Below are 26,229 nucleotides of genomic sequence, written 5' to 3'. Positions count from 1 at the left end.
CCGCGATGACAGCCATGATGCATGAACAACAGACGCTGGCCCCCGCCGCAGAGCCCAAGATGACGGCCCGCGACGTCAAGGTCTTCTATGGCGACAAGCAGGCCATCAAGGGCGTGTCGATCGATGTCGACATGGACAATGTCACCGCCTTCATCGGCCCGTCGGGCTGCGGCAAGTCGACCTTCCTGCGGACGCTGAATCGCATGAACGACACCGTGGCCAGCGCGCGTGTCGAAGGCGCGATCACGCTGGACGGGGAGGACATCTACGCCCCCAGCATGGACGTGGTGCAACTGCGCGCCCGCGTCGGCATGGTGTTCCAGAAGCCCAATCCCTTTCCCAAGTCGATCTACGAGAACATCGCCTATGGCCCGCGCATCCATGGCCTGGCCCATGCGAAGGCGGACCTGGACGTGATCGTCGAGAAATCGCTGCGCCGGGCGGGGCTTTGGGACGAGGTGAGGGACCGCCTGCACGACAGCGGCACCGCGCTTTCCGGCGGGCAGCAGCAGCGCCTGTGCATCGGCCGCGCCATCGCCGTCGAACCGGAAGTGATCCTGATGGATGAGCCATGCTCCGCGCTGGACCCCATCGCGACGGCGAAGATCGAGGAGCTGATCCACGAACTGCGCGGCCGCTACGCCATCGTGATCGTGACGCACAATATGCAGCAGGCGGCCCGCGTGTCGCAGCGGACCGCCTTCTTCCACCTGGGCGAACTGGTCGAATATGGCGTGACGTCGGACATATTCACCAATCCGAAGCAGGAACGGACGAAGGATTACATCACCGGACGCTACGGCTGAGACCGGGGGAGAACGGACATGGCAGAACATACTATCAAGGCGTTCGATCAGGAGATGGACAAGCTGCGCGGTCTGATCGCCGAAATGGGCGGCCGCGCCGAATCGGCCATCGAAAAGGCGATGTTGGCGCTGCAACGCCATGACGAGGCGCTGGCGGCGGAGGTCGTCGCCGACGACAAGCGCATCGACGCCATAGAGGCGGAGGTGGAGAAGCTCGCCATCGAGATCATCGCGCTCCGTGCCCCGATGGCCAACGACCTGCGCGACGTGATCGCGGCATTGAAGATCGTCGGCGTGGTCGAGCGGATCGGCGACTATGCCAAGAATATCGCCAAGCGCGTGCCCCTGATCGCCGCCAACCAGCGGACGCAGGAACCCATCGCGCTTCTTCCCTCCATGGGGCAGGTCGCGGCGGAGATGGTGCAGGATGCCCTCAACGCCTTCGCGGCGCGGGATGCGGAACTGGCCGTCGCCGTGGTCGAGCGCGACACGGTGGTGGACGATTTCTACAACAGCGTCTTCCGCACGCTCGTCACCTTCATGGTCGAAAATCCCAAGACTATCAGCGAATGCGCCCATCTGCTGTTCATCGCCAAGAATATCGAGCGGATCGGCGACCATGCCACCAATGTGGCGGAGATGGTCTATTATGCCGCGACCGGCCAGACCCTGCCCGACCGCGAACGTGGCGGCGCGGCGGCGGCGGAGGGCTGAACATGGCGCGGGCCAGGATGCTGCTGGTGGAGGATGACGCGGCGCTGGCCGAACTGCTCATCTGGCACTTCAAGCGCGAGGATTTCGAGGTCGTCCATACGGTGGACGGCGAGGAAGCGCTGCTTCTGGCGCAGGAAAACATGCCAGACATCGTGCTGCTCGACTGGATGGTGGAAAGCCTGTCGGGCATAGAGGTCTGCCGCCGCCTGCGCCGCATGAACGGCACGGCCAACGTGCCGATCATCATGCTGACCGCGAGGGGTGAGGAGGAGGATCGCGTGCGCGGGTTGGAAACAGGCGCGGACGATTATGTGACCAAGCCCTTCTCGCCCCGCGAACTGGTGGCGCGGGTCGGCGCGGTGCTGCGGCGCGTGCGCCCGGCGCTGGCGGGCGAGACGCTGACCTTCGCGGATGTGGAGATGGACACGGTGGGGCACAAGGTCCGTCGCGGCGGCCAGGTGATCCCGCTCGGCCCCACGGAATTCCGCCTGCTCAGGCATTTCCTGGAGCATCCCGGCTGGGTCTTCTCCCGCGAACGGCTGCTGGACAGCGTATGGGGGCAGGACAGCGACATCGAACTGCGCACGGTGGACGTGCATATCCGCCGCCTGCGCAAGGCGATCAACGCGGACGGCCGCCATCGCGACATCATCCGCACGGTGCGCTCGGCCGGCTATGCGCTGGATACCGACGGAGCGGCGTGAACCGGCGCTTGGGATCGCCGGAGACGGAAATAGGCCGGTAGCGCCGCGTCACTCCGCCATGGGCCGCGCCTCCCGCACCACCAGCACGGGGACGCCATCCCGCACCGGAAAGGCAAGCCCCGCCGCATCGGACAGCAATTCGCTCCGCTCCGCATCCCAGCGCAGCGGCATGCGCGTCACCGGGCAGACCAGCTTCGCGAGCAGCGCCGGGTCGAGCGTGGCGTTCATTGCATGGTCGCGCCGCCGTCGCGTTCGATCCGCCCGACGATCTGCATCAACTGGATGATCCGGTCGGCCCTTTCGCCCAGCGTATCCGCCTCCAGCAGGGTCTGCTTGGCCGCCGGATCGAAGGGCACGATCTGGGCGATCCCGTTCACCAGCGCCATGTCGTCCAGCCGCGACACCGCCGTCCAGTCGACCACATAGCCCAGCGCATCGGCAAAGCGCCGCGATTCCTGCTCCAGCGCCGCCCGCTCCACGGCGGAGAGAATTTCATCCTCCTGCGCAACCGGCTCCACATCCGCCTCGATCTGGCGGAAGGCGGTCGGCACGGCCAGTTCCCGCACCACCCGAAAGCGCGCAATCCCCTTCAGCAGGATATTGTAGCGGCCGCCGTCCAGCGCCTCGATATGGGTGATGTGGCCCAGGCATCCCATGTCGAACAGCGCGGGCTTCACCCCTTCTTCCCTCGGCTGGATCATGCCGATGCGCCTGTCCCGCGCCATGGCGTCATGGATCATCGCCTGATAGCGCGGCTCGAAGATATGGAGCGGCAATTCCATGCCCGGCAGCAGCAGCGCGCCCGGCAGGGGAAAGATCGAGACGCGCGCCATGCCGCAGCGCCGGTCAGGAAAAGAGAATCTGCGAAAGCCTGCGCCGCTGGGCCGCGACCCAGGGGTCTTCCAGCCCCGTCGCCTCGAACAGCTTGAGGAGTTGCGCCCGCGCCGCGCCGTCGTTCCACGCCCGGTCGCGCCGCACGATCTCCAGCAACTGTTCGGCCGCGCCGTCGCGGTCGCCATTGGCCATCAGGCCGTTCGCCAGTTCGAAGCGGGCTTCATGATCGTCCGCGTCGGCAGCCACTTTCGCTTCGATGCCCGACAGGTCGGCCACCGGCTTCGCGTCGCGGGCGAGCGCGATGGCGGCGCGGGCGCGCTCCACCGCCTGATCCTTCGCCACGTCGGCGGGCAGGGCCGCGAGCGCCGCCTCCGCCTCGTCCAGCCGCCCCAGCGCCACCAGCGCCCGCGCCTCGCCCGAAGCGACGTCGGCATTGTCCGGCACCATCTGCGCGATCTGCTGGAACACGGAAAGCGCCCGTTCCGGCTCTCCGCCCGCCAGCATCTCCTCGCCCATGGCGATCAGCGGCGCGATTTCCTCAAGCTGCGCCTTCTCCTCCGATTCGATCGGCAACTGGCTCAGCAACTGGTCGAGATATTGCTTGAACTGCCCCTCGGTCCGCGCCTGGCTGAGGTCGGCGACAGGCTGGCCCTGGAACACGGCATAGACGGTGGGGATCGACTGGACGCGGAACTGGGCGGCGATGAACTTGTCCTCATCGACGTTGATCTTGACCAGCTTGACGCCCTTGGCCGCATAGTCGGCGCACACCTTCTCGATCACGGGCGCAAGCTGCTTGCAGGGGCCGCACCATTCGGCCCAGAAATCGACGATCACCAACTGGTTGCGCGACGGCTCCACCACATCGCGGCGGAAAGCCTCCACCGATGCCTTGTCGGCCTCGCTCAGTCCAAGGGTCGCCACTTCACTCATCTCCTGCTGCAAACGCGGTTTTCAAGCCGCCCTCATACAGCGCCTTATGTGGGGCGTCACCCCATTGGAACAAGGGAAGGGTGGAAGGAGGCGAGGTCGAACTTCCCCTCCCGCTTGCGGGAGGGGGGATTCATTTCTCAGAGGAAATATTTGACCTTTATGTCCTGCCGCACCGCCGCGCCCGTCACGGCGAATTGCGCCGAGCGGAAGCTGGGCGCGCCGAAGCGGATCGCGGGGTTGCGGGAAAAGCCCACGCCCTCGCGCGGGATGCCGGCCAGCCTGTCCAGCTTCCCATTGCCGTTCTCGTCATGAATGATCGCGATGGCGTAGGTTCCCGGCTCCATCCGGCCGAGCGGCACGACGCCGGCGGTGGCGGGGACGGTGAAATGCCGTCCATCCGGATCGCCCCGGCAATCGGGAAAATGGTCCGCCTGCCGCGTCACGCAGATCAGGAAATTGCCCCTGGAGGACCGCAGGCCCTGCACGTCCATGCTGAGCGACTGCGCCCGGTCGGCCGCCGCCGCGCCCATGACCAGCGGAACCGCCGCCATCATCGCCGCCCTGCCCTTCACGCCCGTCCTTCCCTCAAAAATCGCCCAATCCCCTGTCGGTCCCGCACAGCCGGTCCCAGAATCGGAAATAGAGGCCGTAATTGCACGCATATCGTTCATGGTGCCGCTGGTGATGGCTCGCGGTGATCAGCCAGCGGCCCGCGGGGCCCCGCACCATCCGGCGCGGAAACATCTCCCACCCCATATGGTTGCTGACGCCCATCACCGTCATGATCGTCAGCACCGCGCCCAGCGCGCCGACATGGATGGGGATCAGGAAGACCAGCGCCGGGATGACGACCGCGCCCGTGACCGCTTCCCACGGGTGGAAGCTCATCGCGGCCCAGGCCGTGGGCGGGCGGCTGGCATGATGCACGGCATGGGCGATGCGGAAGGGCCGGGGCCGGTGCATCCACCGATGCGTCCAGTAGAACCATGTGTCGTGCGCGGCGAGGTAAAGCAGCACCGACAAAGGCAGATACCAGAGCGGCCGGGCGTGGACGTCGGCATAGACCAGCGTCCAGCCACGCGCCTGCCAGCCCCAGGCGACGATCCCGGCGGGCATGCCGTAGATCAGCGCAGACGCCAGCGACCAGGCGATTTCGCGTCGGATCTGGCGGTCCAGCCCGGTATAGAGGCCCGGCCTGCGATGGCGCGTGGCCAGCGCGAAGGCCCCGCTCGCCAGCAGGTAGCGCGCGCCCACGATCAGGCTCATGGCGAGGGCGGACAGAAGGATGGCGGCGAACATGGGGCCGACCATAGGCAGTCCCGCGCCCGCCGTCACGCGCCGTTCAGGTGCGGGGACGCGGATTTTAAGTGCGGGGCCGCGCCTGGCGATAGCTGCCGAGGATGCGCACCCATTTGGTGTGGAATTCCAGTTCCGCCAGCGCCCGGTCTATCGCGGGATCGCCCGGCATTCCCTCTATGTCGCAGAAGAATTCGGTCGCCGCGAAGCTGGCCCCGCGCTGATAGCTTTCCAGCTTCGTCATGTTGACGCCGTTGGTGGCGAAGCCGCCCATCGCCTTGTAGAGGGCGGCCGGGATGTTCTTCACCTCGAACAGGAAGGTGGTCATCACCGGGCCGACGCCCGCGGCCGGCATCTTCGGCTCTCGCGAGAGCACCAGGAAGCGCGTCATATTGTCGTCGCTGTCCTCGATATTCTCCGCCACCAGCCGCAGGCCATAGAGTTCCGCCGCCAGATAGGGGGCGATGGCCGCTTCGCCGGGAACCTTCGTTTCCGCGACCAGCGCCGCCGCGCCCGCCGTGTCGGCATAGCTGACCGGCTGGATGCCGCGCTCGCGCAGATAATGGCGGCACTGGCCCAGCGCCTGCGGGTGGCTGACCGCGCTCGTCACCGGCGCGGTGTCGGCGGCCATCAGGCAGTGCCGGATGCGCAGGAAATATTCGTCGACGATGTGCAGCCCGGATTCGGGCAGCAGGAAATGCATGTCGGCCACGCGGCCATGCAGGCTGTTCTCGATCGGGATGATCGCCCGCGCCGCGCGCCCTTCCCGCACGGCGTCTATCGCATCCTCGAACGCGAAGCAGGGCAGCGGCACGCAATCGGGCGCATAATCCAGCGCGGCCAGGTGCGAATTGGCGCCCGGCGCGCCCTGGAAGGCGACGGCGCGAGCGGGATCGACGGCGGCCTTCGCGGCGAGGTCCGCGACGAGGTCGCGGGCGGGGGCGGGATAGTTTTCCATGGGCGCCTGCGCGCTTATTCACTTCATCGCGCCCGCGCAAGCATCCTCTCCGGCCGCAAAGCCATGAAAAGCGTGCGCGATCCCGTTCAAGCCCGCTTGCGCGTTCGCGCTTGCGCCATTATGGCAGCGCGCTAGAGGGGACGCGACACTAGCGGCCAGAACAGAAATCCAGGGGAATTCGAGCGAATGGGCGATCGTTTCAACACCGCTGCCGGTTGGGCGTTGTTCGCGGGTATCATCGCGCTGGGCGGTGCCATCGTCAGTTCCAAATTCTTCCATGAGGAACGGCCCGAGAAAATGGGCTACGCCATCGAAGGCGTCGAAGCGGAAGGCGAAGGCGGAGCGGCCAGCGGCCCCGGCCTCAACACCCTGCTCGCCAGCGCGGACGTCGCGGCGGGCGAAAAGGTCTTCGCCAAGTGCGCGGCCTGCCACACCGTCAACCAGGGCGGCGCCAACGGCATCGGCCCCAACCTCTACGGCACGGTTGGCGAGCCGATCGGCCAGGGCAAGGGCGGCTTCGCCTTCTCCGACGCGCTCAAGAGCAAGGGCGGCAACTGGACGTTCGAGAATCTCGATCACTGGCTGACCAGCCCGCGTGAATTCGCGCCCGGCACCAAGATGACCTTCGCGGGCCTGGGCAACCCGGCCGACCGCGCCAATCTGATCGCCTGGCTGAACACCCAGGGTTCGAACCTGCCGCTGCCCGCCGCCGATGCGGCCCCGGCAGCTGGCGGCGACAATGCCGCTGCCGAGGGCGGCAATGCCTCCGCCAACGCGGCAGAGGCGCCCGCCGCCAACGCCGCCGAATAAGGACTGACGGCGCGGTCCCTGCCGGCCGCGCCCTCCTCCATCCCGTCGCCTGGGTCGGGTCCGGCGCGACGGGCATGCACTGCCCGGAAACAGCCCGTCAGCCGCCGCGAATCGCGACCGCCCGGCGCATCTCGTCCAGCGCGATCGTCAGTTCGGCCCGGCCCGGCATCTCCGTCAGGATATGCCGGGTCAGCCTCTCATAATGCTGGATGAAGCGCGCCACCCCGGCGTCCGACATGCCGCCTCCCCTTTCCTTGCGCAGTTCATGCTCCTGCTGCGTCCGCCAGCGCCGGACGATCCCGAAGCCGGGCGCGGCCAGCAGCACCAGCCGGTCCAGCCGCCCGAACAGCGGCCGATAATCCTCCGCCAGCGCGCGATTCACGAAAGCGCGCCAGACGCCGTCCGCATCCTCCTCCCGCTCCAGCGCATTGACCGGCTCCGCCAACGCCGCCGGCGCCTGCGGCAGCGCGCCGACGCACCAGCCCTCCAGCAGCAGCAGCCGCGTCCCCGCAGCCGTCCTTTCCCAGCGCGCCTCCGGCAAGCGGTCGTCGGACGCCTTGTCGAAGCGCGGCAGCAAGGCCGCCTCTCCCCGTTCCAGCGCGTCGATCACCCGCAGCCCCAGCGCCACGTCGTGCGTCCCTGGCACGCCGCGGGTGCGCAGCAGCGGATGGATCGACCGCGCCATCGCCTCCCGCTCCGCCCGCGTCAGATACAGATCGTCGATGGAAAGGACAGCGACGGGAACCCCGCCGCTTTCCAGCCTTTGCCGCAATCCCGCCGCCAGCGTCGACTTGCCGCTGCCCTGCGCCCCGCACAGCCCGATCGCCAGCAGCCGATCGCCCGACCCCGCTAGCGCCCGCCGCGCCAATCCCTCCACCGCGTCCAGCGCAGCGCCGTCCATGCTATCGTTCCGCGATCAGCAGCTTGTCGATCTTGCGTCCGTCCATGTCCACGATCTCGAACCGCCAGCCCTGATCGTCGATGAAATCGCCCACCTCCGGCAAGCGCTTGAGCAGCCACAGCGCATGGCCGGCGACCGTCGCATAGTCGCGATCCTCCGGCAGGTCGATGCCGATCCGGTCCGCCAGCAGGTCGACCGGCATCTGCCCCGACACCAGCAGGCTGCCATCCTCCCGCTCGACCAGTTCAGGCTCGTCCGCGCTGTCCAGGTCGGACACGAAATGGCCGGCAATGGCCGACAGCAGGTCGGCGGGCGTCGCGATCCCTTCGAAATGCCCATATTCGTCATGCACCATGACCATCGGCACCTCGGCCCGGCGCAGCACCTCCAGCGCGTCCATGGCGTCGACCTGGTCGGGCACCACCTCCACCTTGCGCATCAGGGTTTCGAGGTTCAGCCCCTCCCCCCGGAACAGCGCCGTCATGATGTCGCGCGCCTGCACGACGCCTATGATGTCCTCCACCGTGCCCCGGCCCACCGGCAGGCGGGTGTGCGGCGTGTCGAGCAGCTTGGCGCGAATCGCATCCTCATCGGCGTGGATGTCGATCCAGTCCACGTCCATGCGCTGGGTCATCACCTCGCGCACCGGCCGGTCGGCCAGCCGCACCACGCCGGAGATGATGGCCCGCTCGCTCTCCTCGATCACGCCGGACCTGCTGGCTTCGGCGACGATCAGGTGCAGTTCCTCCGCCGTCACATGCTGTTCCGATTCGCGGGTCATTCGCAGCAGGCGGAAGATGAGGGCGCTGGACCCGTCCAGCAGCCAGACGATGGGCGCAGTCAGCTTCGCCAGCCACAGCATCGGCCCGGCGACCAGCACCGCGATCGGTTCCGGAGCGCGCAGGGCGAACTGCTTGGGCACCAGTTCGCCGACGATCAGCGAGGCATAGGTGGTCAGGCCGATCACCAGCGCGAAACCGGCATTTTGCGCGGCGTTGGGCGACAGGCCCAGCATCTGCAATCGCTCGCCGGTCGGCCCGCCCAGGCTGGCCCCGGAATAGGCGCCCGCGACGATGCCGATCAGGGTGATGCCGATCTGCACGGTGGAAAGGAACTTGCCGGGATCGCTCGCCGCCGCCAGCGCGGAGCGCGCCCCGCGCCGCCCGGCCTTCTCCATCGCCTGAAGGCGCGGCCTGCGGGCGGAGACGATGGCCAGTTCCGACATGGCGAACAGGCCGTTCAGCGCGACGAGCGCCAGGATGATGACGAGGTCGACCCAGGGAAAGGGCGTCGGAGCGTGCGGGGGGATATTGGCCATGGCGGTCGGCGGCCACCTATAGCCTTGATTCTGTCAATTTCACAACCGTCGCATCATGTGCAGTTCAGTTCGCTTGTGGAACAAAGGCCCCGTCTCAACCATTGGGGGTGCATCCGATCCGTTCGGGCGCACGAGAAAGGGAAACATATCCATGCGGAATTTTCATCGCATCGTCGGCGCGACCGGCCTGGCCGCCATGCTGGCGACCACGGCCTGCACCACCGATCCCAACACCGGCAACCGCACCATTTCGAAGGCCGCGATCGGCGGCATCGGCGGCGCGCTGGGCGGCTATCTGCTGGGCGACCTGGTCGGCGGCCGGCATGACCGCACCGAAAAGATATTGGGCGCGGGCATCGGCGCGGTCGCGGGCGCGGGCATCGGCGCCTATATGGACGCGCAGGAACGCAAATTGCGGGAGGAAACCGCCGGCAGCGGCGTGGACGTGATCCGCGACGGCGACAATCTGGTGCTGCGCATGCCGTCGGGCATCACCTTCGCCACCGACAGTTCCGCCGTGCAGCCGCAATTCCAGCCGACGCTGAACGACGTCGCTTCGGTGCTGGCGCAATATCCCAAGACCTATATCGACGTGTACGGCCACACCGACAGCGACGGCACCGACACCTATAACCAGGCGCTGTCGGAACGGCGCGCCCAGGCGGTGGGCGATTATCTGACGACCCACGGCGTCCAGTCGGCACGCATCGCCACCCGCGGCTTCGGCGAAACCCAGCCGATCGCATCCAACGCCACGGCGGAGGGCAAGGCGTCCAACCGCCGCGTCGAAATCAAGATCGCTCCCGTGACGGAGCAGGACGTCCGGAGCTGAGGCGCCAGCAGCCGATGCCCCGTTTCAGCCGGGGCATCGGCCTACCAGGCCAGCCGGTGCTTCACGCCCATGGCCTGGGCCAATTGCCGCTGCCGCCGCTCGACCGCTTCCCCGAAAAGGTCGGCGTCCACGCTCCGCAACCGCAGTTCGAGCACATTGCCCTCCATCCCCAGCCGGGACGCCAGCAAAGGCCCCTCCACGCCGCCGGACAGCCTTTGCCCCAGCCTGATCGCCAGACCCCATAGGGTCGCGCGGCGCAGCGCTTCGGGCGGGGCGAGGCGTTCGATGCCGGGCGGGGTGGACAGGCCGCCGCCGAAATTGCTGTGCAGCGCCTGCGCCAGCATGGCGCGCTCTGCGGCGTTGATGCCCACCCAATTGCTGTGCAGCGCGATCTCCACGCCCCGTTCCGACCGGAAATCAGGGTTGGCGCGCCAGCCGACATCGGCCAGCAGACAGGCGGCGCGGCGGATGCGGCGCCAGGCGTCGCCGTCATCCAGGAACAGCGGCGCGATCCAGCGTTCGATCATGTCGCCATGGCCGGTGAAGCGGGCCTGCGCCTCCCCCTCCGCCTCCGCCGCGACCAGCAGCGGGTCGTGCGCCCGGATGTCCGGCGGCAGGTCGCCGAACAGCAGGCCTTCGCGCAGGCCATAGGCTGAGACCACCAGCCTGCTCGACTTCAACTGGCGGACGATCACCGACAGCAGCGCCGCCGCGTCCGGCAGGGTGGGCACGCGCGATCCGGTGATCTGGGGAATATCCTTGAACCGCGCCTTGCCGACATGGGACACGATGCGCGTCAACTGTTCGGCGCGGGTGGCGGGCATTTCATATTGGTGGACGACCGGCAGCGGGAACCGGGTCAGTTCCATGTCGAACCGGGCCAATGCGCGCCACGACCCGCCGACCAGGTAGAAGGGCAGGTCCGCAGGCGCGTCCCAGCCCGCCTTCGCCAGCATCTTCCGCACCATCCGTTCCAGCACCGCCGGACCCTTGGCGCGGATCTGCGGCAGGCGCAGCACGCCCAGCGGCAGCGATATCGTCTCATGCACCGCGCCGTCGCGGATGCGGGCCAGTTCCAGGCTGCCGCCGCCCAGGTCGCCGACGATGCCGTCCGCGCCGGGAATGCCGGACAGCACGCCATGGGCCGCCGCCACCGCCTCCTGCCCGCCGGTCAGCAGTTCGACCTCCAGCCCCATCTCCCTGGCGCGGCGGATGAATTCGTCGCCATTTTCCGCGTCCCGGACGGCGGCGGTGGCGACGCAGCGCACCTCCTGCACCTCCATCTCCCGGCAGAGATGGGCGAAGCGGCCGGCGGCGCGCAGGCCGCGCTCCATCGCCTCCGGCTCGATCCGGCCGGTCCTGCCCAGCGACGCGCCCAGCCCGGCCATCACCTTCTCGTTGAAGAGGATGAAGGGAATGCGGCGCGGCCCGTCATAGACGACCAGCCGCACGCTGTTGGAGCCGATGTCGATGATCGCCGTGCGCGCCTTCGCCTGTTGGGGCGAGGTCGCCATGCCCGGCGCGAGCGCCCGGACCTGGCTCAGCATGGAATTCATGCGCGTCAGGCCCGCCCGCGCAGGCGCAGCGTCGGCACCGCCACGCTGTCCAGCGACGCGCCGCGGCCCGAAAGCGACGGGTTGGTCATGAAATAGCGGTGCAGGTTGAAGGGGCGGTCGCCCGCTTCCACCCGGCTGTAATGACCCTCGCTGTCCAGCACCCAGCTTTGTTCGGTGTCGATCAGGTTGGCGACCATCACCTGGTCCAATATCTGGTCATGCACGGTGGGGTTCTCGACCGGGGCCAGGAACTCCACGCGCCGGTCGAAATTGCGCGGCATCCAGTCGGCCGAACTGATATAGACTTTCGCGCCGTTGTTGGGCAGCGCCTTGCCATTGCCGAACACGGTGATGCGGCTATGTTCCAGGAAGCGGCCGACGACCGACTTCACCCGGATATTGTCCGACATGCCCGGCACCCCCGGCCGCAGGCAGCATATGCCGCGCACGATGAGGTCGATCTGAACCCCCGCATTGCTGGCCGCATAGAGTTTTTCGATGATCGCCGGATCGACCAGCGAATTCATCTTCGCCCAGATGGTGCCGGGCCGCCCGGCGCGGACATGCTCGATCTCCGCGTCGATCAGATTGCACAGCCGGTCGCGCAGGTCGCGGGGCGACATGACCAGCTTTTCCAGCCGCTGCGGCTCGACATAGCCGGTGATGTAATTGAACAGCGCCGCCGCGTCGCGGCCATAGGCGGGGTCGGCGGTGAAGAAGCTGAGATCGGTGTAGATGCGCGCCGTCACCGGATGATAGTTGCCGGTGCCGAAATGGCAGTAGGTGCGGAACTGCTCCCCCTCCCGCCGGACGACCATCGACACCTTCGCATGGGTCTTCCAGTCGATGAAGCCGTAGACCACCTGCACCCCCGCGCGTTCCAGCGCGTCGGCCCACATCAGGTTCTGCTCCTCGTCGAAGCGGGCCTTGAGTTCGACCACGGCGGTCACGGACTTGCCCGCCTCCGCCGCGTCGATCAGGGCGCGGATGATCGCGGACTGCTTGCCGGCGCGGTAGAGCGTCTGCTTGATCGCGACGACATCGGGGTCGGACGCCGCCTGCTTCAGGAAGGAGACCACCACGTCGAACGCTTCATAGGGATGGTGGACGACGATGTCCTTCGCCCGGATCGCAGCGAAGCAATCCCCGCCATATTCGCGGATGCGTTCGGGGAAGCGGGGGGCATAGGGTTCGAACTTCAGGTCCGGCCGATCCTCCTCGACGATGCCGCTGAGGTCGCCGATGCCGACGAAGCCCTCCACCTCCGCGATGATCGCCTCATGGCCCTGGAGCATGTCCTGCAACATCTCCTCGACGGGTTCGGGGATGCGCTCCTCTATCTCCATGCGGATCACGCGGCCCCGGCGCCGGCGCTTGATGGCGCTGCGGAAATAGCGGACCAGATCCTCCGCCTCTTCCTCTATCTCTATGTCGCTGTCGCGGATGATGCGGAACACGCCGCTGTTGCGGACGCGGTATCCGGGGAAGAGATCGGCGGAGAAGCGCCGGATCACCGCCTCCAGCGCCATGTAGCGCGCTATGTCGCCCGGCATGCGCACGAAGCGGGCGAGCGAGGAGGGGATCATCACCAGTTCGCGGATCGATTCCTTGTCCGACAGCCGCTCCAGGTCGAAGACGATGGACAGGCCCTGATTGGGGATGAAGGGGAAGGGATGCGCCGGGTCCAGCGCCTGGGGCGTCAGGATGGGGAAGATCTGGGTCAGGAAATGGTCGCGCAGCCAGTTTTCGCAGCTTGCGTCCAGCGGGGTCGAAGGGCCGATCACCTCTATCCCCACCCGGCCCAGTTCGCCGTGCAGCGCGCCCCACACCTTCTGCTGCGCGCCCATCAGCCGCGCCGTCTCCTCCGTGATGGCGGCAAGCTGCTGCGCGGGGGTCAGCCCGTCGGCGGAGCGCATGTCGACATCCTGCAACTGCTGCCCCTTCAGGCCCGCCACGCGGACGGAGAAGAATTCGTCCAGATTGGCGCCGGAGATGGACAGGAAGCGCAGCCGTTCCAGCAGCGGATGGGCGCGGTTCATCGCCTCCTCCAGCACGCGCTGGTTGAACGCCAGCCAGGACAGTTCCCGGTTGAAATAGCGGTCGCCGGGCAGCGTCAGGCTGGCGGAGGGGTCGGCTTCGGCCACATGTCTCTCATCGTTTCAGAACCGGTCAGTCCGGGACTATAGGCAAAAATCCCGCGCCTTGCAGGACATGTTTCGCCATAGCGGTAGAAATCTTGCGTCCCGATGACAATGCGGCCTCATCCAGCAGGCGCGTCGCCGCCGCGATGGCGGCATAGCTGCGTTCGATGCGGCGCAGCAGCCATTCGGGCAGGTCGGCGGCATAGCTGGCCCCCGCCGAGGACAGGGAACGTTCGATCAGGGCGCGCGCCAGCGCCTCGTCCGGTTCCTCCAGCGCGACGTGCGGCGCGGCGGCCAGGCGGGAACGCAGGTCGGGCAAGGCCACCTGCCATTGTTCGGGCGGCGCGTCGGCGATCAGCAGCAGGGGGCGCTGCGCCGTCTGCGCGTCGTTCCAGGCGTTGAACAGGGTCCGCTCGTCCTGCCGCTGCGCGTCGTCGATCACCGTGCCGCCGCTCTGCGCGGCGAAATGGCGGCCCAGCGTCGAACGGCCGGACAGAGGCGGGCCGCTCAGCACGCTGACCGCCAGCGGCCAGTTCCGCCAGTTCTCCAGATGGCGGACGGCGATGCGGTTGGCGTCGCTGACCAGAAATTCGTCGGCCTTCGCCTGAGAGCCTGCGTGTATTGGCCGGTCGAACGGCAGGCTGATCTGTCTCATTGCGCCGGGGCGGCTCCGGCGGCGGCGCGGCGGATGCGCAGCGTGTTGCCGGACACCGCCACGCCATAGCCCCTCGCCGTCAGCGCGGCGCGCAGCGCGTCGACCGTGCCGTCGAAGCTGACCTGCATGACCGACGTGCCGCCCAGCGCCAGGCTGCTGGTCGCGGCGGAGCGGACGCCGGGGATGGAGCGCAGCGCCGCCTCCCCCTGCGCCACCGATCCGACGTCGGGCGTGTCGAACTGGATCGCGAAGCTGCCGGTCGCGGCGGCGGGCGTCGGCGCGTCCAGCATCTCCACCGGCAGGTCGGCGGCGTTTTCGATGGCCAGCGCGTCAGGATCGACCGGCTCCTCGATGATCAGCGACGGATCGGGGCGCAGGCGGCCGTCGTTCAGCGCCTGGGTGTAGAGCTGGTCGATCCGCTGCGCCGCCTGGTCCATCATCTGCGGGATCGCGCTGTCGCTGGAGGCGCGCAGGGAAAAGCTGCCGATCAGGAAATTGTCGGGGCCGTAGCGGGCGGTGAAGGTGCCGGTCACGGGGCCGCCGGGATATTGGCGGTCGAGCCGGGCGATGGGGATCACCACGTCCGCCGCGCCATATTGGTCGAGCAGCACGCGCCACCACAGCCGCCCGCGCCGCCCGGTCTGCCCGGCGTTCAGCAGGATCGGATCGGCGATCGACCCGGCCACGCGCACATAGTCTATGGCGCTGTCCCCGGTGCGGAAGCGCGCCCATGCCTTCTGCCACTCATTGATCCGTTCATAGGACACGGCCGAACCGCCGTCCCACAGCACCGGGATCACCAGCAGCGGCGGCGAATGCACGACATTGCTGCCGGTGACGCCCAGCACCTGCCCGGTGCGCGCCCGGTCGAACATGACGCCCAGCGTCGCGACATAGCGGTTCGGCCCGGCCTGCTCATATTCGATCTCTATGCCGGAGATCATGCCTTCAAGCTGCGAATCGGACAAGCCAGGCGCGCCGGTTCCGCCATGGGTGCGGGTCCAGAGCATCTGCCATGCCCGCCGCTGCGCCAGCCGCCAGCCCGCCTGCCGGGCGCTGGCCGCATCCTTGGCGAAGACGTCGACCTTCACATGGCTGACCTGAAAATCGCCGCCGCTGGCGATGGGGGGCACGCCGCGTTCCCCCTCCATCTGCGCGAACAGGGCCGCCGCCGCGAGGCCGAGCGCAATGGCGCCCAGAATCTGGAAGGGCCGCGACATCACGCGAATCAGGTTCAGAGGCCGAAAGGACAGGCCGCGAAGGACAATGGGCAGGCTCACGCGCGTCCTTTTGGCGGGATTTGCCTGCCCTGCCAAGCGGCAACCCATTTCCCGTTCCGTTTTCCTGTACATTGCTCTAGTGGCGCTCAGCATGAGCGACACCGAATCCTACAGCTACGCCAAGGCTGGCGTCGACATCGCCGCGGGCAATGCGCTGGTCCGCGCCATCGCCCCGCTGGCCAAGGCCACCCGACGCCCCGGCGCCGACGCGGAACTGGGCGGCTTTGGCGGTTTCTTCGACCTGAAGGCGGCCGGTTACGACGATCCGCTGCTGGTCGCGGCCAATGACGGCGTCGGCACCAAGCTGAAGCTGGCCATCGATCATGACGCCCATGACGGCGTGGGCATCGACCTGGTCGCCATGTGCGCCAACGACCTGATCGTGCAGGGGGCCGAGCCGCTCTTCTTCCTGGACTATTACGCCACGGGCAAGCTGGAGAGCGGCGTCGCCGAACGGGTGATCGCGGGCATCGCGGAGGGGTGCAGGCAGGCGGGATGCGCGCTGATCGGCGGCGAGACCGCCGAGATGCCGGGCATGTATGGGCCGGGCGACTATGACCTGGCGGGATTCTGCGTGGGCGCGGTGGAGCGGTCCCAGGCGCTGACCGGCAACCGGGTGAAGGCGGGCGACGTGCTGCTGGGCCTTGCTTCGTCTGGGGTGCACAGCAACGGCTTTTCGCTGGTGCGCCGCCTGGCCGCCGACAAGGGCTGGAAGCTCAACCGTCCGGCGATCTTCGACAATGAAGTGCTGCTGATCGACGCGCTGATGGCGCCGACGCGGATTTACGTGAAGTCGCTGCTGCCGCTGGTGCGGGCGGGGAAGATCCATGCGCTGGCCCATATCACCGGCGGGGGCCTGCTGGAGAATATTCCGCGCGTGCTGCCCGAAGGAACCCATGCGGTGGTCGATGCCGATGGCTGGGAACAGCCGCGGCTGATGGCCTTCCTGCAGGCGCAGGGGAATATCGAGCCGGAGGAAATGGCGCGGACTTTCAACTGCGGCGTCGGCATGGTGCTGGCGGTGGATGCGGATGGTGCGGACGCCGTGGCCGCTGAACTGGAAGCGGCGGGCGAGACGGTGGTCCGCGTCGGCGCCGTGGAAGCGGGCGAGAAGGGCTGCACGGTCAGGGGATCGCAGGAAACATGGAGCGCGAAGGCGGACTGGACCGCGACGCATCTGGGGTAAATTTCCCCCGTTCGTGCTGAGTAGGGACTGAGCGAAGTCGAAGGCCCGTATCGAAGCATGGCTCTGGGCGCACAACATCCTTCGATACGCCGCTTCGACAAGCCTGTCCTGAGCCTGTCGAAGGGCTAAGCGGCGACTCAGGACGAACGGAGGTCGCAAGAAATGACCAAAGCCAAAGTCGGCGTTCTGATTTCCGGGCGCGGTTCGAACATGGCGGCGTTGCTTTATGCCGCCAGGCATCCGTCCTGCCCCTATGAGATCGTGCTGGTCGCGGCCAACGATCCCGAAGCGCCCGGCCTGGCGCTGGCGGCTGCCGAGGGCGTCGCCACCTTCGGGCAGAGCCACAAGGGGATGAAGCGCGCCGAGTTCGACGCCGTCATCGACGCGGAACTGCGCAGGGTGGGGGCGGAATATGTGGCGCTGGCGGGCTATATGCGCCTGCTCTCGCCGGAGTTCGTCGCGGGGTGGGAAGACCGGATGCTCAACATCCATCCCAGCCTGCTGCCCAAATATAAGGGGCTGGACACCCACCAGAAGGCGCTGGACGCGGGCGATACCCATGCGGGCTGCTCCGTCCATATCGTCACCGCCGAACTGGACGACGGGCCGGTGCTGGGCCAGACCGAAGTCGCGATCCTGCCCGGCGACACCGCCGAGAGCCTGGCGGCGCGCATCCTGATCGCCGAGCATCAGCTTTATTCCCGCACGCTGGCCGATTTCGTGACTCGCGAGCGGCAGCCGGAATGGCTGCTGAACAAGGTGCGGGAGCGCGCCCTGGCCCTGCCGCAGGCGGATGAGGTGACGTCGCACGGCATGCCCTGCTTCGGGATCGAGAAGGGCAAGAAATTCGCCTATTTCACGCAGGACCGTCATGGCGACGGGGTGATCGCCATCCTCGTCAAGACCACCGCGCCCGAAGAGCAGGCGATGCTGATCGAAAGCGATCCGGCGCGCTATTACCGGCCCGCCTATTTCGGGGACGGCTGGGTGGGCATCCGGCTCGACCTGGGGGATACGGACTGGGACCAGATCGGAGAGCGGCTGCATCGTAGCTGGCGGGAGGTGGCGCCGAGGAAGCTCACCGCCCTGCTGGACGCCGCCGACGAATTTTAGAGGACGCCTTGGCTTTACAGCCTGCCGTGCTCCTGCGAAGGCAGGAGCCCAGTTCCGATGTTTGATCTAGGCTCCTGCCTTCGCAGGAGCACGCAGCTTTGATTTTCTGCTGTTTCGCACCAGATAGGCAGCCATGACCGACACTTTCCCCTCCCCCGCCCCGCAAGCCGCCATCGAGATCACCAACCTTTCCAAGGTCTATAAGGGCGGCAAGCGCGCGCTCGACAATATCAGCCTCTCGATCCCCCGAGGGCAGATTTACGGCCTGCTGGGGCCGAACGGCGCGGGCAAGTCTACCACGATCAACATTCTGGCCGGGCTGGTCAACAAGACCAGCGGCAGCGCCAGGATATGGGGCTTCGACATCGACCAGAATCCCCGCAACGCCAAGAACAGCATCGGCATCGTGCCGCAGGAGATCGTCTTCGATCCCTTCTTCACCCCGTTCGAGACGCTGGAGAATCAGGCGGGCTATTATGGCGTGCCGAAGGACCGCCGCCGGTCGATGGAATTGCTGCGCGCCGTGCATCTGGAGGACAAGGCGGACGCCTATGCCCGCACCCTGTCGGGGGGCATGAAGCGCCGGTTGCTGGTGGCGAAGGCGATGGTGCATTCGCCGCCGATCCTGGTGCTGGACGAGCCGACCGCCGGCGTCGACGTGCAACTTCGGCAACAGCTTTGGGCCTATGTGCGGGAATTGAACCGGCAGGGCGTGACCATCGTGCTGACGACCCACTATCTGGAGGAGGCCGAGGAGTTGTGCGACCGCATCGGCATCATCAACCATGGGAAAGTGATCACCGACAAGCCGACCCGCGAACTGATCGCCATGGCGCAGGAGAAGGTGGTGCAGGTGACGGTGGACCGCGACATCGCGACGCCGCCCGCCGACCTCTGTTTCGAGAAGGTCGAACTGTCGGACGAGCGCACGCTGACCATCACCTATATGAAGAACCGCGCCAATGCCGGGCAGGTGCTGAGCGCCGTGCAGGCGAGCGGGCTTTCCATCGTCGATGTGGTGACGCGCGACCCGGACCTGGAGGATGTGTTCCTGAACCTGACCGCCGCGGCGTGAGGGAGAGCCGAAATGTTCCCCCTCCCGCAGGCGGGAGGGGGTTAGGGGGTGGGCTGGCGCAACCTTTCAAAACACGCGCTACCGCTCGCGCAAAAGAACTGCGCAACGCCGCCCCGATAGCAGAACGGCTGTTATGGCAACAACTTCGCGGCCGAAAGCTGGGCTTCAAGTTCAGCCGCCAGATGCCGATCGGCCCCTATTTCGCGGACTTCCTGTGCCGTGAACTCAGGCTCATGATCGAGCTGGACGGCGAAAGCCACGATCACAGCGTGCAATATGATTCGAGGCGAGACGATTACTGCCGTTCCCGGGGCTATCGAATCTTGCGCTTTTCAAATGCCGATGTGATGGAAAATCTCGAAGGCGTCGTATCGCATGTTCAGGCGACGCTTGCGCAAGCCCACCCCCAGCCCCTCCCGCCAGCGGGAGGGGAGTAAGGTATAAGATGCCCACTACCACCTATGACGTCGTCATCATCGGTTCCGGCGCGGCGGGGCTGACGGCCGCCATCAACCTGGCGCAGGACCGCAAGGTCGTGGTGCTGGCCAAGGGGGCGCTGGACGGCGGGTCCACCAACTGGGCGCAGGGCGGCATCGCCGCCGTGCTCGACGCCGGGGACAGTTTCGAGGCGCATATCGAGGACACGATGGTCGCCGGCGCGGGGTTGAACGACCGCAGCACCGTGGAATTCGTCGTTTCCGAAGCCCCCGCCGCCATCGAACGGCTGGCGGAACTGGGCGTGCCCTTTAACGGGGGCGAGGAATTCGGGGAGCGCTGGCACCTGACCCGCGAGGGCGGCCACAGCCACCGCCGCATCGTCCATGTCGACGACGCCACCGGCCATGCCGTGCAGGTCGCCCTGTTGAAGGCCGCCCGCGCCAATCCCAACATCACCCTGCTGGAGGACCGGATCGCCGTCGACCTGATCACCAGCCGCCATGGGGAGCGCTATTCGGGCGACGGCCATGTCTGGGGCGTCTACGCCTTCAACAAGCAGAGCAGGCATGTGGACGCCATATTGGGCAGGGCGACGATCCTCTGCACCGGGGGCGCGGGGCGGACCTATCTCTTCTCCACCGCGCCCAGGGGCGCGACCGGGGACGGCATCGCCATGGCCTGGCGCGCGGGATGCCGCGTCTCCAACATGGAGATGAACCAGTTTCACCCGACCTGCCTCTACAATCTGGAAGTCAAGAATTTCCTGATCACCGAGGCCGTGCGCGGCGAGGGCGGGCATCTGAAGCTGCCCCCCGGCGTGCCCGGCGGCGGGGAGCGGTTCATGCCCCGCTTCGACAAGCGCGCCGAGCTGGCCCCCCGCGACGTGGTCGCCCGCGCCATCGACCATGAGATCAAGCGGCTGGGGCTGGACTATGTCCATCTGGACATCAGCCACAAGCCGCCGGAATTCGTGCGCACCCATTTCCCGACCATCTATGCGCGCCTGCTGGACCTGGACATCGACATCACGAAGGAGCCGATCCCGGTCGTCCCGGCGCAGCATTATACCTGCGGTGGGGTGGTCATCGACCTGGACGGGCGCACCGACCTGCCGGGTCTCTACGCGGCGGGGGAAGTGACCGAGAGCGGGCTGCACGGGGCCAACCGCCTCGCGTCCAATTCGCTGCTGGAATGTTTCGTCTTCGGGGAGGCCGCCGCCCGGCATATCCGCGCCCATTGGGACGAACTGCCCGCGCCGCCGCCGGTCCGCCCGTGGGACGAAAGCCGCGTCACCAATTCCGACGAAGAGGTCATCGTCCAGCATAACTGGAAGGAAATCCGCCGCTTCATGTGGGACTATGTCGGCATCGTCCGCACCACCAAGCGGCTGGAGCGCGCCCAGCATCGCATCGACCTGCTGGCCAAGGAAGTGGACGAATATTACGGCCATTTCCGCGTGACGCCGGACCTGATCGAATTGCGCAACCTGCTGGAGGTGGCGCGGCTGGTGGTCCGTTCGGCCCTGCATCGCAAGGAGAGCCGGGGGCTTCATTATACGCTCGATTATCCGGATATGCTGCCGCAGGCGGTGGATACCGTGCTGGCGCACTAGGCTGTATCAACCTAATGCACGAAAAAAGGTGGCGCAGCGGTCCATCGCGCTGCGCCATGAGGAAGAGGAGTGACGCTGCAAGCGCCGCGATCCTTATGGGCGGGCCATGCCGCCCCCGCTTTGATCGGCGTCAAACCGTCTTCAGAAAATCGCCCAGCACCGCGTTGAAGCGCGCAGGCTGGTCCGCCATGACGACATGGCCGCTGGGACCGATGGGCACCAGCCGCACGCCGCGCTTGGCGGCATAGGCGGTGCGGAAGGTGCGGCCGATCTCGCCCGCCTGCTTCGCGTCGCCGCCCACGGCATAGACCACCTCCATCGGCGCGGTCAGCCGCGCCAGTTGCGGGCCGAGGTCGACATTGGCGAGGTCGCGCAGCGCATTGGCGATGACGTCGGGATCGCTGCCCCTGGCACCCGGCATTTCCGCCAGCATCTGCGCCAGATAGGCGCGTCCCGCCTTGGTCCCCGTGAAATATTGGCCTAGCTGGTCGGCCAGGAAGCCCAGCCCCTGCGCCGTGCCGCCAACCATCGCCGCCCCTTCGGGCAGCATGTCGACCACCATCAGCCGCCCGGCCAGCCCCTTCAATCCCAGCATCATCGCCAGCGTGCCGCCCATGCTGTGGCCGACGATGGCGGGCCGGTCCAGCCCCGCCGCCGCGATATAGCGGGCGATCTCGTCCGCCAGCGGCTGGACCAGCGGGCCGCTGGCGTTGGCGTCGGCGGGCAGGCCCGCGAAACCCCGCACATGAACCAGATGCCAGCGATAGCCGGGCAGCGCGCCGACCACTCCGTTCCACAGCCCCGGCCCGCTCGCCAGCCCGGCGATCAGCACGACGTCGCGCCCGGCCCCCCGCGCCGTCACCGCGATCCGGCGGGAGACGAAGGGCGCCGCCCAGGCCTTCGCGGGCAGCATGCCGCCAGCGATCAGCGCCGCCGCGCCCTGCATCATGGTTCGCCGGTTCATCATGGACGCTTTCTTGCAGGCCTTCGCCTGAACCTCAACTGAGTTAAGGCATGTCCCGTTCAGCCTCCTTACATCGCATTTGTGGAATCGTTCGTCGCATGATTCTTGTCACCCGTCGCGGGTCTGAACCCTAATGGACGAGGAGAGTGCGGGGATTTCGATGATCATTTCCAAGGAAGGGCGCGGCGGGCGTCCAAATGGCGGCGGCCCGAATGGCGGCAGGGGCGGCTGGGGCCGTCCCGTGCTGTTGATGGCGGCGCTTTCGGCCTGCGTCAGCGCGCCGCAGCAACCCTATGCGGCGGTCCAGCAGCGGCCGCAGCCCTCCACCGCGACCTTCCCGATCAAGCCGGTCGCCAATCCGCCCAAGCCCTTCGAGGCGCTGAAGGTCGACCAGCGGGAAACCCCGCCGCCCGGACTGGTCAGCGTGGTCCGCAATCTGGGGCAAAGCTTCAACGGCAAGGTCGGCATCGCCGTGCGCCGCATCGGCAGCGATTGGACGGTCGCGTGGAACGGCAATCTGCTCTTCCCGCAGCAGAGCGTGTCGAAACTGTGGGTGTCGATGACCTTCCTGGACGCGGTGGACCGGGGCAAGATCCGCCTGAGCGACAGCACCACCATCACGAAGAAGGACCTGACCCTCTTCCACCAGCCGACCGCCGCGCTGGTCGGCAATTCGGGCTGGACCACCACCTATTCCGACCTGATGCGCCGCGCCATGACGCAGAGCGACAATACCGCCAACGACACGCTGCTGCGCGCCGTCGGCGGGCCGGACGCGGTGCGCGGCTATCTGGCGCGGCGGTACATCAAGGACATCCGCTTCGGCCCCGGCGAGCGGCTGCTGCAATCCACCACGGCGGGGCTGGAATGGCGGCAGGATTATTCGATCGGCCGCAATTTCTACGCGGCGCGGGCCAGGCTGCCCATGGCGGTGCGGCAGAAGGCGCTGGACAATTATCTCGCCAGCCCGCCGGACGGGGCCGCGCCCTCCTCCATCGTGCAGGCGCTGGCGAAGTTGAAGCAGAACGACATGCTCTCGCCCGCGTCGTCGCAACTGCTGATGTCGATCATGAGCGAGGCGAAGACCGGGCCGCAACGGATCAAGGGCGGCGTGCCGGCGGGGTGGCATTATCTGCACAAGACCGGCACGGGGCAGGAGCTGGGCGCGCGGTCGACCGGGTTCAACGACATCGGCATCATGACCGCGCCGGACGGCACCAGCTATGCGGTGGCGGTGATGATCGGCAGCACCACCGAGCCGATCCCCACGCGCTGGCAGTTGATGCAGGCGGTGGCGAAGGCGGTCGCGGCGAACCACGAGGCGCGTTAGGCGCAAGCACCTAGCGTTCCTGCGAAGGCAGGAACCCAGTTCCGCCGTCCGTATATCATCGAACCGTCTGAACCGGGCTCCTGCCTCCGCAGGAGCACGGTGTTCATAAGGCCAGGGTTCAGTCCAGATTGGGCCGCAGCCAGCGTTCCGCCGTTTCCATGTCCACCCCGCGCCGCCGGGCGTAATCCTCCAACTGGTCGCGCCCGATCCGCGCCACCCCGAAATATTCGGCCTGCGGGTGGCCGAAAAAGAAGCCGCTGACCGCCGCCGTCGGCAGCATCGCGAAGCTTTCCGTCAGGGTGATGCCGGTCGCGTGATGCGCGTCCAGCATGTCGAACAGCAGCGGCTTCAGGCTATGTTCCGGACAGGCGGGATAGCCCGGCGCCGGGCGGATGCCGCGATATTGTTCCTTGATCAGCGCATCGTTGGTGAGCTGCTCGCCCTCCGCATAGCCCCATAGCGCGGTGCGGACATAATGGTGCAGCCGCTCGGCGAAGGCTTCGGCCAGACGGTCGGCCAGCGCCTTGAGCAATATGTCCGAATAATCGTCGATGGCGTTCTTGAAGCGGGCCAGATGCGGCTCGATGCCGTGGATAGAGACGGCGAAACCGCCCATCCAGTCGCCGTCATGGCTGATGAAGTCAGCGAGGCACATATTGGCCCGCCCTTCCCGCTTGGCGATCTGCTGGCGCAGCATCGGCAGGGTGACATGTTTCTCATCCTCGACATGGACGATGATGTCGTCGCCCTCCCGGCGGCAGGGCCACAGGCCCGCCACGCCCCGCGCCGTCAGCCACTTCTCGTTGACGATGCGGTCCAGCATCGCCTGCGCGTCGTTGAACAGGCTGGTCGCGCTTTCGCCGACGACCTCGTCGTCCAGGATCGCGGGATAATTGCCCGCCAGTTCCCAGGCGCGGAAGAAGGGCGTCCAGTCGATATAGTGGCGCAGATCCTTCAAGTCCCAGTCCGGGAAGCGATGGACGCCGGGCAGGCGGGGCTTGCCGGGTTTCAGGCTCTCGTCGATCTCGAAGGCGTTGGCCCGCGCTTCCTCGATGTCGAGCAGCTTGCTCTGGCCCTTGCCCTCGCGCGCCTTGCGGACATGGTCGTAATCGTCCTTGGTCCTGGCGACGAAATCATCCTTCTGCGTTTCGGAGACGAGCGCCGTCGCCACGCCCACCGCCCGGCTGGCGTCCAGCACATGGACCACCGGCCCCTTGAACGCGGGATCGATGCGCAGCGCGGTATGCACCCGCGATGTCGTGGCGCCGCCGATCAGCAGCGGCATGGTCATTTCCGCCCGCTGCATTTCCGTCGCGACCGTCACCATCTCGTCCAGCGAGGGGGTGATGAGGCCGCTGAGGCCGATCATGTCGGCGTCATTCTCGTTCGCGGCCCTGATGATGTCCTGCCACGGCACCATGACGCCCAGGTCGATCACCTCGAAGCCGTTGCACTGGAGCACGACGCCGACGATATTCTTGCCGATGTCGTGGACGTCGCCCTTGACCGTCGCCATCACGATCTTGCCCTTGCCCTTGGCGCCCGGTTCCTTCGCCGCCTCGATGAAGGGGAGGAGGTGCGCGACCGCCTTCTTCATGACGCGGGCGGACTTGACGACCTGCGGCAGGAACATCTTGCCCGCGCCGAACAGGTCGCCGACGACGTTCATGCCGTCCATCAGCGGGCCTTCGATCACCTGGATGGGCTTTTCGGCGGCGAGGCGGGCTTCCTCCGTATCCTCGACCACATACATGTCGATGCCCTTGACCAGCGCATGTTCCAGCCGCTTGGCGACCGGCCAGCCGCGCCATTCCTGCGCCGCCTTTTCAGCGGCGGCGTCCTTGCCCTTGTAGCTTTCGGCCAGCGCCACCAGCCGCTCGCCCGCTTCGGGATCGCTGTTCAGCAGCACATCCTCGCACGCCTTGCGCAGCGCCGGGTCGATGGCGTCATAGACGTCTAGCTGGCCGGCGTTGACGATGGCCATGTCGAGGCCGGCGGGAATGGCGTGGTAGAGGAAGACGCTGTGCATCGCCCGCCGCACCGGCTCATTGCCGCGGAAGGAGAAGCTGAAATTCGACAGGCCGCCCGAAATATGGACGTGCGGGCAGCGCTTCTTGATCTCCCGGCACGCCTCGATGAAGTCGACGCCGTAATTGTTATGCTCCTCGATCCCGGTCGCCACGGCGAAGATATTGGGGTCGAAGATGATGTCCTCCGGCGGGAAGCCGATGGACAGCAGCAGCTTGTAGGCGCGTTCGCAAATCTCGACCTTGCGGTCCTTCGTGTCGGCCTGGCCGGTCTCGTCGAAGGCCATGACGACCACCGCCGCGCCATAGGCCATGCAGAGGCGGGCGTGGTGCAGGAAGGCCTCCTCCCCCTCCTTCATGCTGATGGAGTTCACGACCGGCTTGCCGCTGACGCATTTCAGGCCCGCCTCGATCACCTCCCATTTGGAGGAGTCGATCATCACCGGAACCCGACTGATGTCCGGTTCGGAGGTCATGAGCTTCAGGAAGGTCGTCATCGCCTCGACCGCGTCGAGCAGGCCCTCGTCCATGTTGACGTCGACGATCTGCGCGCCGTTCTCCACCTGATCGCGGGCGATGTCGATGGCCGCGGCATAGTCGCCCGCCATGATCAGCTTCTTGAACTTGGCCGATCCGGTGACGTTGGTGCGTTCGCCGATGTTGACGAAAGTGGCGCGGGAAAGATCGGGGGAGGTCTCAGTCATTTTACTACCTGCTCCCCTCCCGCAAGCGGGAGGGGCTGGGGG

Annotated in this window: 25 protein-coding genes; 11 read left to right on the top strand and 14 right to left on the bottom strand. The window is 67.0% G+C overall.

Going from position 1 to position 26,229, the window contains the following annotated elements; translation table 11 throughout:
* Window positions 1–5 precede the first annotated feature (5 nt).
* The 3 genes from pstB to phoB are packed head-to-tail and all read left to right on the top strand — an operon-like array spanning window position 6 to window position 2,224.
* A complete protein-coding gene (gene pstB, locus L286_RS47335; protein ID WP_274518542.1) occupies window positions 6–806 on the top strand; it encodes a phosphate ABC transporter ATP-binding protein PstB in 801 nt (266 codons plus the stop codon).
* Window positions 807–824: 18 nt separating this feature from the next.
* The gene (gene phoU, locus L286_RS47330) at window positions 825–1,520 is read left to right on the top strand and encodes a phosphate signaling complex protein PhoU (RefSeq protein WP_021224224.1); all 696 of its coding nucleotides are present in this window, start codon (window positions 825–827) and stop codon (window positions 1,518–1,520) included.
* 2 nt (window positions 1,521–1,522) lie between these two features.
* On the top strand, window positions 1,523–2,224 hold the full coding sequence (gene phoB / locus L286_RS47325) for a phosphate regulon transcriptional regulator PhoB (protein ID WP_031293714.1): 702 nt from the start codon (window positions 1,523–1,525) through the stop codon (window positions 2,222–2,224).
* Between the two features lie 48 nt (window positions 2,225–2,272).
* Here phoB and L286_RS47320 read toward each other — a convergent pair whose 3' ends face one another.
* The 6 genes from L286_RS47320 to L286_RS47295 form a co-directional block, all read right to left on the bottom strand.
* A complete protein-coding gene (locus L286_RS47320; protein ID WP_021224222.1) occupies window positions 2,273–2,452 on the bottom strand; it encodes a Trm112 family protein in 180 nt (59 codons plus the stop codon).
* Complete coding sequence (locus L286_RS47315) at window positions 2,449–3,057, bottom strand: LON peptidase substrate-binding domain-containing protein (protein ID WP_007687538.1); 609 nt, start codon at window positions 3,055–3,057, stop codon at window positions 2,449–2,451. The genes L286_RS47320 and L286_RS47315 overlap by 4 nt, the downstream gene beginning before the upstream one ends.
* 13 nt (window positions 3,058–3,070) lie before the next feature.
* Window positions 3,071–3,982, bottom strand: a complete 912-nt coding sequence (locus L286_RS47310; protein ID WP_007687531.1) for a tetratricopeptide repeat protein — start codon at window positions 3,980–3,982, stop codon at window positions 3,071–3,073.
* A gap of 146 nt (window positions 3,983–4,128) precedes the next feature.
* Window positions 4,129–4,542 carry a DUF2141 domain-containing protein gene (locus tag L286_RS47305; protein WP_380775724.1) on the bottom strand — a complete coding sequence of 138 codons (414 nt, stop codon included), beginning with the start codon at window positions 4,540–4,542 and terminating at the stop codon, window positions 4,129–4,131.
* 34 nt (window positions 4,543–4,576) lie between these two features.
* Window positions 4,577–5,290 carry a sterol desaturase family protein gene (locus L286_RS47300; RefSeq protein WP_021224220.1) on the bottom strand — a complete coding sequence of 238 codons (714 nt, stop codon included), beginning with the start codon at window positions 5,288–5,290 and terminating at the stop codon, window positions 4,577–4,579.
* A gap of 64 nt (window positions 5,291–5,354) precedes the next feature.
* Window positions 5,355–6,245, bottom strand: a complete 891-nt coding sequence (locus tag L286_RS47295; RefSeq protein WP_013041033.1) for a prephenate dehydratase — start codon at window positions 6,243–6,245, stop codon at window positions 5,355–5,357.
* Window positions 6,246–6,431: 186 nt separating this feature from the next.
* Between L286_RS47295 and L286_RS47290 the strand changes: the two genes are divergently transcribed.
* Window positions 6,432–7,055, top strand: coding sequence for a c-type cytochrome (locus L286_RS47290; RefSeq protein ID WP_007687523.1), 624 nt, complete (start codon window positions 6,432–6,434; stop codon window positions 7,053–7,055).
* A gap of 97 nt (window positions 7,056–7,152) precedes the next feature.
* On the opposite strand, the gene L286_RS47285 is transcribed toward L286_RS47290, so the two are convergent.
* Window positions 7,153–7,956, bottom strand: coding sequence for a kinase (locus L286_RS47285; protein WP_021224219.1), 804 nt, complete (start codon window positions 7,954–7,956; stop codon window positions 7,153–7,155).
* Window position 7,957: 1 nt separating this feature from the next.
* A complete protein-coding gene (locus L286_RS47280; RefSeq protein WP_013041036.1) occupies window positions 7,958–9,274 on the bottom strand; it encodes a hemolysin family protein in 1,317 nt (438 codons plus the stop codon).
* 151 nt (window positions 9,275–9,425) lie between these two features.
* Here L286_RS47280 and L286_RS47275 point away from each other — a divergent pair, with 151 nt between their 5' ends.
* On the top strand, window positions 9,426–10,106 hold the full coding sequence (locus tag L286_RS47275) for an OmpA family protein (protein WP_007687515.1): 681 nt from the start codon (window positions 9,426–9,428) through the stop codon (window positions 10,104–10,106).
* Window positions 10,107–10,147: 41 nt separating this feature from the next.
* Here the strand turns inward: L286_RS47275 and L286_RS47270 are convergent, their stop codons facing one another.
* From L286_RS47270 to L286_RS47255, 4 genes are read right to left on the bottom strand one after another with little or no spacing between them, the layout of a single operon-like run.
* The gene (locus tag L286_RS47270) at window positions 10,148–11,662 is read right to left on the bottom strand and encodes a Ppx/GppA family phosphatase (RefSeq protein ID WP_031293712.1); all 1,515 of its coding nucleotides are present in this window, start codon (window positions 11,660–11,662) and stop codon (window positions 10,148–10,150) included.
* A gap of 5 nt (window positions 11,663–11,667) precedes the next feature.
* Window positions 11,668–13,806 carry an RNA degradosome polyphosphate kinase gene (locus L286_RS47265; protein WP_021224217.1) on the bottom strand — a complete coding sequence of 713 codons (2,139 nt, stop codon included), beginning with the start codon at window positions 13,804–13,806 and terminating at the stop codon, window positions 11,668–11,670.
* A 25-nt stretch (window positions 13,807–13,831) separates the two neighbouring features.
* Window positions 13,832–14,458 carry a DnaA/Hda family protein gene (locus L286_RS47260; protein WP_021224216.1) on the bottom strand — a complete coding sequence of 209 codons (627 nt, stop codon included), beginning with the start codon at window positions 14,456–14,458 and terminating at the stop codon, window positions 13,832–13,834.
* Entirely contained in the window at window positions 14,455–15,678 is a 1,224-nt protein-coding gene (locus L286_RS47255) for a heavy-metal-associated domain-containing protein (RefSeq protein WP_152522379.1), read from the bottom strand. The genes L286_RS47260 and L286_RS47255 overlap by 4 nt, the downstream gene beginning before the upstream one ends.
* Before the next feature lie 151 nt (window positions 15,679–15,829).
* Between L286_RS47255 and purM the strand changes: the two genes are divergently transcribed.
* The 5 genes from purM (at window position 15,830) to nadB (ending at window position 21,162) form a co-directional block, all read left to right on the top strand.
* Entirely contained in the window at window positions 15,830–16,924 is a 1,095-nt protein-coding gene (gene purM, locus L286_RS47250; protein ID WP_021224214.1) for a phosphoribosylformylglycinamidine cyclo-ligase, read from the top strand.
* A 162-nt stretch (window positions 16,925–17,086) separates the two neighbouring features.
* Window positions 17,087–18,037 (top strand): phosphoribosylglycinamide formyltransferase, encoded by a 951-nt coding sequence (purN, locus tag L286_RS47245; protein ID WP_031293710.1) that lies wholly within the window; start codon window positions 17,087–17,089, stop codon window positions 18,035–18,037.
* Window positions 18,038–18,170: 133 nt separating this feature from the next.
* Entirely contained in the window at window positions 18,171–19,112 is a 942-nt protein-coding gene (locus L286_RS47240; protein ID WP_021224212.1) for an ABC transporter ATP-binding protein, read from the top strand.
* Window positions 19,109–19,549 (top strand): endonuclease domain-containing protein, encoded by a 441-nt coding sequence (locus L286_RS0125185; protein WP_031293708.1) that lies wholly within the window; start codon window positions 19,109–19,111, stop codon window positions 19,547–19,549. The genes L286_RS47240 and L286_RS0125185 overlap by 4 nt, the downstream gene beginning before the upstream one ends.
* Before the next feature lie 8 nt (window positions 19,550–19,557).
* Window positions 19,558–21,162: an L-aspartate oxidase gene (nadB, locus tag L286_RS47235; RefSeq protein ID WP_021224210.1), complete on the top strand. Its 1,605-nt coding sequence runs from the start codon at window positions 19,558–19,560 to the stop codon at window positions 21,160–21,162.
* Between the two features lie 130 nt (window positions 21,163–21,292).
* Here nadB and L286_RS47230 read toward each other — a convergent pair whose 3' ends face one another.
* Window positions 21,293–22,129, bottom strand: coding sequence for an alpha/beta fold hydrolase (locus L286_RS47230; RefSeq protein ID WP_021224209.1), 837 nt, complete (start codon window positions 22,127–22,129; stop codon window positions 21,293–21,295).
* A gap of 157 nt (window positions 22,130–22,286) precedes the next feature.
* On the opposite strand from L286_RS47230, the gene L286_RS47225 reads away from it, so the two are divergent.
* Window positions 22,287–23,456: a serine hydrolase gene (locus tag L286_RS47225; RefSeq protein ID WP_193746257.1), complete on the top strand. Its 1,170-nt coding sequence runs from the start codon at window positions 22,287–22,289 to the stop codon at window positions 23,454–23,456.
* 118 nt (window positions 23,457–23,574) lie between these two features.
* Here the strand turns inward: L286_RS47225 and metH are convergent, their stop codons facing one another.
* Window positions 23,575–26,187, bottom strand: a complete 2,613-nt coding sequence (metH, locus tag L286_RS47220) for a methionine synthase (protein WP_021224207.1) — start codon at window positions 26,185–26,187, stop codon at window positions 23,575–23,577.
* Window positions 26,188–26,229 lie beyond the last annotated feature (42 nt).

Origin of the sequence: Sphingobium sp. HDIP04, assembly GCF_000445085.1 — a bacterium.
GTDB lineage: Bacteria > Pseudomonadota > Alphaproteobacteria > Sphingomonadales > Sphingomonadaceae > Sphingobium > Sphingobium indicum.
The sequence above is the reverse complement of the archived record's forward strand: the minus strand, read 5'-3'. Positions and strand labels throughout refer to the sequence as shown.